Source organism: Rudaea sp. (assembly GCF_057139185.1).
The window spans coordinates 63,996-70,590 of the sequence record NZ_DBNHDN010000004.1 but is presented as its reverse complement, the minus strand read 5'-3'; the positions used below and the strand labels follow the sequence as shown (position 1 = coordinate 70,590).

Here is a 6,595-nt window from a genome sequence, read left to right as displayed (position 1 = left end):
CGACATCCGCGCGAGCTGGGGCCGGCCGAGGTCGAAGCGTTCCTGAGCGGTCTGGCGACCGAAGGCAACGTCGCTGCGGCGACGCAGAACCAGGCGCTTTCGGCATTGTTGTATCTGTATCGCGAGGCGCTCGGGATCGAGCTGCCCTGGCTGGATCGGGCCGTGCGCCAACTCGGTGGATTGCAACGAACCCTGATCTTCACCTACGAAGCCGCAACGCAGACCAACCTCCTCGCGACCGAATTCATCCCGCGCGCTTGATCGCCAGGCGAAATACGATTTTGCTCTCGAGGGTTCTCAAAGCAGGCTTTTGACGATCCCCGCAAATCCGAGTACGACAAGCACGACGACCGGACCAATGCTGAAGTAGTAGCCCGTGCCGCGCGTGCGCGGGTCGCGCACGTAGCCGATCAGGTAGAGCACGCGGCCGACGAGGTAGATCGCGCCGATCAGCGCCATCCACGCCGCCGGCCAGTAGTGCGCGGCGATCCACAGCGCGGGCAGGAACATGATCAGCGTTTCCAGCGTGTTCTGCTGCACGCGGAACCAGCGCTCGAAGTGTTCGTTGCCGCTGGTCGCGGGCGCGCGTATCGAATAGCGGACGCGCGCTTTGCCGACCAGCCAGACCATGCCGAGGAATTCGAGCACGGCGAACAAGGTGATCAGATCAATCCACGGCATGAACGGCTCCTCGATCCCGGCGTCGCGCGCGTCAGAAACTGACTTTGCCGCGCAACATCGCCGCGTACATCACCCAGTCGCCGGCCAGGCTGTAGAGCGGATGCGTGAATGTCGCCGGGCGGTTCTTCTCGAAAACGAAATGGCCGATCCAGGCGCAGCCATAGCCGAACAGCGGCAGCAGCCACCAGAATGTCCAGCGCCCGCTGATGGCGAGCCAGGCCAGCGTGAGCAGCACCAGCGTGCTGCCGACGAAGTGCATGCGCCGGCACAGGCGGTTGGCGTGTTCGGAGAGGTAGAACGGGTAGAACTCGCGGAAACTGGCGTGCATGGGCGGCGTTGTGTCGTCGGTGCAGCCATTCTGCAATGCGCGGCGCGCGACGACAAGCCACGCCACGCGCCCGTGCCAGCAGGGCTCAGTCGTCTTCGTGGCGCTTGGGCACATCGACCTTGCCGGCCACACCGCTGTGGTGGATGTCGCCGCTGCCGGCCGAGCGCACGGTCAGGCCACCGCCGATCGTCTTCGCGGTGATGTCGCCGGAGCCGATCGAGCCGATGATGACGTCGCCGCCGATGCGTTCGAGGGTGATGTCGCCCGAGCCGATGGAGTCGGCGCGCAGGCTGCCGTGCACGTCGCTGAAACCGAGGTCGCCCGAACCGACGTGGCCGATCGTCGCATCGCCTTGCACGTCGGCGACATGCATGTCGCCGGAACCCGCATGGCCGAGCTTGAAGCTGCCGACATGGTTGGCGACCACATCGCCCGAGCCGACCGTGACCGACACCGCCCCGGCAACGCGATCGAGATTGAGGTCGCCGGAACCGGATTGATAGGCGAGCGAGGCGATGTTCGCCGCGTGCGTGTCGCCCGACCCGGATTCGATTTCGATGGCGAGGCTCGCCGGCACGCGCACGACGAAATCGAGATAGGCGTAGTGTTTGCCGAACCACCCATTGTGCGTCGGCCGCGGCGCTGCCTTCACCACGACCTTGCCGCCCTGACGGTTCTGCGCGATCTGCAATTCGTCGAGCCAGGCCTGCTCGGAAGCACAGGCCTTGCCGCGCACCTCGATCCGGGTCGCCGCCGGATCGCCCTGCACGGTCAGATCGCTGGAGCCGAGCTCCATACGCAACGCTTGCAGGCCGGCCGCGTCGATGTCGAGATTGCGTTCGGCGCTGAACTGGCATTCGTTGGCCGTGGCAAAGGAGGAAGCGAGCAACAGGGGAACGAGGATCAGGCGCATCGGAATTCTCCGCAAGGATTGCCCGAGCTTGGATGCGTCGGGGGTGAAAAGGGTTTAATCCGAGGCGCACATCGCAACGCTCTGGCCCTACGCCTGGATCAGATGCAGATCCAGCGCTTGCCGATGCAGCGCCGGCGTGCCGGCGAGCACGCTCGTCGTCGCCAGGGTCAGCTCGCGCCCGGCGAGGTCGCTGAACGTGCCGCCCGCTTCGCGCACGATCACGGCGAGTGCGGCGATGTCGAGAATGTTGACGTCGGATTCGATCACGAGATCGAGGCTGCCGCGCGCGAGCAGGTGGTAGTGGTAGAAATCGCCGTAGCCACGCGTGCGGCCACAGCGCTGGATCAGTCCGGCAAGCGCATTCCAGCCGGCGCCGCGCGACAGCGTTTTCACGTTGCCGAACGAAATCGCTGTCTGTGCATCGAACGCGTTCGTGTCCGCGACGCAGATCGGCTTGCCGTCGAGGAATGCGCCGCCGCCCTTGCGCGCCCAGGCGAGCTCGCCGAATTCCGAGGCGCTCGACACGCCGAGCACCAGTTCGCCGCGATGCATCAGCGCGATCTGGGTAGAGAACATCGGGTAGCCGCGCACGAAGCTGCGCGTGCCGTCGATCGGGTCGATCAGCCAGAGGAAATCGCCGTCGCCCTCGCGACCTTCCTCCTCGCCGTAGCAGGCGTGGTCGGGAAACGCCGCGCGCAGCACGCGCTTGATCGCCGCCTCGGCTTCGCGGTCGGCGATCGTCACCGGCGTCTGGTCGGACTTGATCTCGACCTCGGTGCCGGCGCGCCAGTGCCGCGCGATCACGTCCGCGGCCGCATGCGCGGCCTGCTTGGCGACGATGAGCGCGGCGTCGAGGAAGGCGGAAGTGGGCATGGCGCGCAAGTCTTGTGCGAACACGGAAGGGGGTCGATCATAGCAAAATGACTACCGCAGCCCTGCCCGATTCCGCCGGCCGTTCCACCAAGGCGGACTGGGCCGCGCGCGACCTCGCCGTGCTCTGGCACCCGTGCACGCAGATGCGCGACCACGCCGACCTCGACGGCGCACGCCTGCCGCTGACGCCGATCGCGCGCGGCGAAGGCGCATGGCTCGTCGATCACGAAGGCGGCCGCTATCTCGACGCCGTTTCCTCATGGTGGACCAACCTGTTCGGTCACGCCAATCCGCGCATCGCCGCGGCGATCAAGGATCAGCTCGACAAGCTCGAACACGTGATTTTCGCCGGCTTCAGCCATGAGCCAGGCATCCTGCTCGCCGAGGAACTGCTGCGCATCGCGCCGGCGCCTCGCCCGGCCTTGCCGGGCGAGAAAGATCGACACCTGGCCCGCGTGTTCTACGGCGACAATGGTTCGAGCGCGATCGAGATCGCGCTGAAGATGAGTTTCCATTACTGGCGCAACCTCGGGCGCGAAGGCAAGCAGCGTTTCATCGCGTTGAGCGGCGGCTACCACGGCGAGACGCTGGGCGCGCTGACCGTGACCGACGTGCCGCTGTACCGCGCGACCTATGCGCCGCTGCTCGGCGAGCCGATCTTCGTCGCCTCGCCCGACTGCTACGCGCGCGCACCGGGCGAGGACTGGCAGGCGCATTCGCTGCGCAAACTCGCCGACATGCGCGCCGCGCTCGAACGCCATGCGCACGAAGTCAGCGCGGTGATCGTCGAGCCGCTGGTGCAGTGCGCCGGCGGCATGCGCATGTATCACCCCGCCTACCTCGCCGGCCTGCGCCGGTTGTGCGACGAGTTCGAGGTGCATCTGATCGCCGACGAGATCGCGGTCGGCTTCGGCCGTACCGGCACCCTGTTCGCCTGCGAGCAGGCGAATGTCACGCCCGATTTCCTCTGTCTGTCGAAAGGCATCACCGGAGGATTCCTGCCATTCTCGGCGGTGCTGACGACGGCGCGCGTCTACGATGCGTTCTACGCCGAGTACGCCGCCGGCAAGGCGTTCCTGCATTCGCACAGCTACACCGGCAATGCGCTCGCCTGCCGCGCGGCGCTGGAGACACTGGCGATCTTCCGCGACGAACCCGTCATCGCGCGCAACCGCGTGCTCGCGCAGCGCCTGCGCGAACGACTCGCGCCGCTGGCCGACCATCCGCACGTCGCCGAGGTGCGCCAGACCGGCATGATCGCCGCGGTGGAACTCGTGCGCGACAAGGCGACGCGCGCACCGTTTCCCGTTGCCGAACGCCGCGGCCTGCGCGCGTACCGGCATGCGCTGGCGCAGGGCGTGCTGCTGCGCCCGCTCGGCGACGTGATCTATTTCATGCCGCCGTACGTGATCACTCCCGACGAGATCGATTTCATGGTCGAGGTGGCGGTGCGCAGCATCGAGGTCGCAGTTGCTTCGTAGGGGCGCGGCTTGCGCGCCTCACGCGAAAGATGCCCATGCCTCGCGCCCGATTCCGCTCGGCGCCCCTGGCCAAAGCGGGGTTCGATAAATCGGACCCCTGCAATTACAATCCGGTCATGCGCATTCCGAGAATCTACATAGACCAGCCGCTGCGTTCAGGCGCCGAAGTGCTGCTGCCCGAGCAGGCCGGCGAGCATGTGGCGCGCGTACTGCGCATGGAGCGCGGGCACCCGCTGATCCTGTTCAACGGCGACGGGCGCGAATACGATGCGACCCTGGCCCAACTCGCCAAGCGCGCGGTGACGGCCGAAGTCGTTGCAATGCGCGAGGTCGATCGCGAATCGAAGCTCGACATCACTCTCGCGCAAGGCGTCGCGCGCGGCGAGAAGATGGACTGGATCCTGCAGAAGGCGACCGAACTCGGCGTGGCGCGCATCGTGCCGCTGGTCACCGAGCGCACCGAGGTCAAGCTCGACGAGGAGCGCGCCGAGCGCCGCGTCGCCCACTGGCGCAGCGTCGTCGCCGGTGCCTGCGAGCAGAGCGGGCGCACGCGCCTGCCCGAGATCGCCGCGCCGTTGCGGCTCGACCGCTGGCTCGGCGATCTCGGCGACGATGCCGCGTTGCGCCTCGCGTTGCTGCCCGAAGGTGATGCGAGCCCGCGTCAATTCCCGGGAATCGACAACGGAGTCGTGCTCTGCGTCGGCCCCGAAGGCGGTTTCTCCGACAACGATATTGCCCAGCTGCGCCAGGCGCGATTCCACGGCCTGCGCCTCGGTCCACGCATCCTGCGTACCGAGACGGCCGGCATCGCGGCGATGGCGGCGTTGCAGGCGCTGGCCGGCGATTGGTAGGGCCACGGCAAGCGCTTTCTCCACCCCGCAGGGTAGAATGCGACGATGCGTAGCCTCCCGATCATCCACGCACGTCGCAGCGTCGACGGCAGCCGCTTCCTCAAGGTCGAGCAGCTCGACCTCGAATTCTCCAACGGCGTGCGCCGAACCTACGAGAAGCTCAAGAGCTCGGGTCTGGGCGCGGTCATCGTCGTGCCGATGCGCGACGACGACACGGCACTGCTCGTGCGTGAATACGGCGCCGGCATCGAACGCTACGAGCTCGGCCTGACCAAGGGCCGTCTCGACCAGGACGAAACGGTGGAGCAAGGCGCGGATCGCGAGCTCAAGGAAGAGATCGGCTATGGCGCCCGCGAGATGCACATCCTCGGCACGCTGTCGCTGTCGCCGTCGTACATGAGCTCGATGACCCATGTCGTGCTCGCGCGCGACCTGTATCCCGAACGTCTCGTAGGCGACGAGCCGGAAGAGCTAGAAGTCGTGCCGTGGAAGCTGTCCGAGCTGCACACCCTGCTAGCACATCCGGAGGTCAGCGAGGGCCGCTCGATCGCCGCGCTGTTCATGGCGCGCGAGTTTCTCGCCGGCCGTTACCGGCCACGCGTGTAAGGCGGAAATCATGACGATGAACTACGCCGATCTGGCGCGTGCCTGCGCCGCGATCACGCGCACGGCCGGGTACGCGATCATGCGCATCTACGATGCCGACTACACGATCGCGCGCAAGGATGATGCCTCGCCCCTGACCGCGGCCGACCTCGCCGCGCACCACGTGATCCTCGATGGCCTCGGCGCATTGACCCCGGACATTCCGGTGCTGTCCGAGGAGTCCGCCGAGCAGGCAACATGGAGCGAGCGCCGCGGCTGGACGCGCTATTGGCTGGTCGACCCGCTCGACGGCACGCGCGAATTCATCAAGCACAACGGCGAATTCACGGTCAACATCGCGCTGATCGAGAACGGCGAGGCGACGCTGGGCGTGGTCCATGCTCCGGCACTCGACGAGATGTACTACGCCTGGCAAGGCGGGCACGCCTATGCGGAAACTGCGCAGGCCGGCAGCGTCGCGATTTCCTCGCGCGCGCGCGCGGCGCCAATCATCGTCGCCGGCAGCCGTTCGCATGCGGATCCGCGCATGCTGACCGCGCTGGACAAGGTCGGCGCGCACGAGTTGATTGCGCTCGGCTCCTCGCTCAAGTTCTGCCGCACCGCGCAGGGCCAGGCCGACCTCTACGTGCGCTACGGTCCGACCAGCGAATGGGACACGGCCGCGGGCCAGTGCGTACTCGAGCAGGCCGGCGGCGGGGTGACGCGACTCGATGGTTCGCGATTGGCGTACAACGCCAAGGAATCGTTGCTCAATCCCGACTTCCTCGCCTTCGGCGACAGGTCGGTCGACTGGGCGACGCTGCTGCGCAACAAATAGCTTCCACGCCGTCATTCCAGCGCACGCGCGCCGGAATGACGAGAA

General features: G+C 66.9%; 8 protein-coding genes and 1 pseudogene. 5 read left to right on the top strand and 4 right to left on the bottom strand.

Annotated features, from left to right (window positions below):
• Positions 1 to 168 (top strand): annotated as a pseudogene (locus tag AC16HO_RS00745) (site-specific integrase); the annotation flags it as partial.
• Positions 169 to 297: 129 nt separating this feature from the next.
• Here AC16HO_RS00745 and AC16HO_RS00740 read toward each other — a convergent pair.
• From AC16HO_RS00740 to AC16HO_RS00725, 4 genes are all read right to left on the bottom strand, one after another.
• Positions 298 to 681, bottom strand: coding sequence for an MAPEG family protein (locus tag AC16HO_RS00740; protein WP_395644215.1), 384 nt, complete (start codon positions 679 to 681; stop codon positions 298 to 300).
• 31 nt (positions 682 to 712) lie between these two features.
• Entirely contained in the window at positions 713 to 1,009 is a 297-nt protein-coding gene (locus tag AC16HO_RS00735) for an Mpo1-like protein (RefSeq protein WP_395644216.1), read from the bottom strand.
• Positions 1,010 to 1,094: 85 nt separating this feature from the next.
• A complete protein-coding gene (locus AC16HO_RS00730) occupies positions 1,095 to 1,922 on the bottom strand; it encodes a DUF4097 family beta strand repeat-containing protein (protein WP_395644217.1) in 828 nt (275 codons plus the stop codon).
• An 87-nt stretch (positions 1,923 to 2,009) separates the two neighbouring features.
• Positions 2,010 to 2,795, bottom strand: a complete 786-nt coding sequence (locus tag AC16HO_RS00725; protein WP_395644218.1) for an inositol monophosphatase family protein — start codon at positions 2,793 to 2,795, stop codon at positions 2,010 to 2,012.
• Positions 2,796 to 2,842: 47 nt separating this feature from the next.
• Between AC16HO_RS00725 and AC16HO_RS00720 the strand changes: the two genes are divergently transcribed.
• From AC16HO_RS00720 to cysQ, 4 genes are all read left to right on the top strand, one after another.
• Complete coding sequence (locus AC16HO_RS00720; RefSeq protein WP_395644219.1) at positions 2,843 to 4,276, top strand: adenosylmethionine--8-amino-7-oxononanoate transaminase; 1,434 nt, start codon at positions 2,843 to 2,845, stop codon at positions 4,274 to 4,276.
• A 116-nt stretch (positions 4,277 to 4,392) separates the two neighbouring features.
• Positions 4,393 to 5,127 carry a 16S rRNA (uracil(1498)-N(3))-methyltransferase gene (locus AC16HO_RS00715; protein ID WP_395644220.1) on the top strand — a complete coding sequence of 245 codons (735 nt, stop codon included), beginning with the start codon at positions 4,393 to 4,395 and terminating at the stop codon, positions 5,125 to 5,127.
• A gap of 45 nt (positions 5,128 to 5,172) precedes the next feature.
• Positions 5,173 to 5,733, top strand: a complete 561-nt coding sequence (nudE, locus tag AC16HO_RS00710) for an ADP compounds hydrolase NudE (protein ID WP_395644221.1) — start codon at positions 5,173 to 5,175, stop codon at positions 5,731 to 5,733.
• A gap of 16 nt (positions 5,734 to 5,749) precedes the next feature.
• Positions 5,750 to 6,550, top strand: a complete 801-nt coding sequence (gene cysQ / locus AC16HO_RS00705) for a 3'(2'),5'-bisphosphate nucleotidase CysQ (protein ID WP_395644272.1) — start codon at positions 5,750 to 5,752, stop codon at positions 6,548 to 6,550.
• Positions 6,551 to 6,595: the final 45 nt, after the last annotated feature.

Coding starts and splice junctions, on each gene's coding strand:
- AC16HO_RS00740 (WP_395644215.1), bottom strand. CDS start 681: ATGCCGTGGATTGATCTGATCACCTTGTTCGCCGTGCTCGAATTCCTC.
- AC16HO_RS00735 (WP_395644216.1), bottom strand. CDS start 1,009: ATGCACGCCAGTTTCCGCGAGTTCTACCCGTTCTACCTCTCCGAACAC.
- AC16HO_RS00730 (WP_395644217.1), bottom strand. CDS start 1,922: ATGCGCCTGATCCTCGTTCCCCTGTTGCTCGCTTCCTCCTTTGCCACG.
- AC16HO_RS00725 (WP_395644218.1), bottom strand. CDS start 2,795: ATGCCCACTTCCGCCTTCCTCGACGCCGCGCTCATCGTCGCCAAGCAG.
- AC16HO_RS00720 (WP_395644219.1), top strand. CDS start 2,843: ATGACTACCGCAGCCCTGCCCGATTCCGCCGGCCGTTCCACCAAGGCG.
- AC16HO_RS00715 (WP_395644220.1), top strand. CDS start 4,393: ATGCGCATTCCGAGAATCTACATAGACCAGCCGCTGCGTTCAGGCGCC.
- nudE (WP_395644221.1), top strand. CDS start 5,173: ATGCGTAGCCTCCCGATCATCCACGCACGTCGCAGCGTCGACGGCAGC.
- cysQ (WP_395644272.1), top strand. CDS start 5,750: ATGAACTACGCCGATCTGGCGCGTGCCTGCGCCGCGATCACGCGCACG.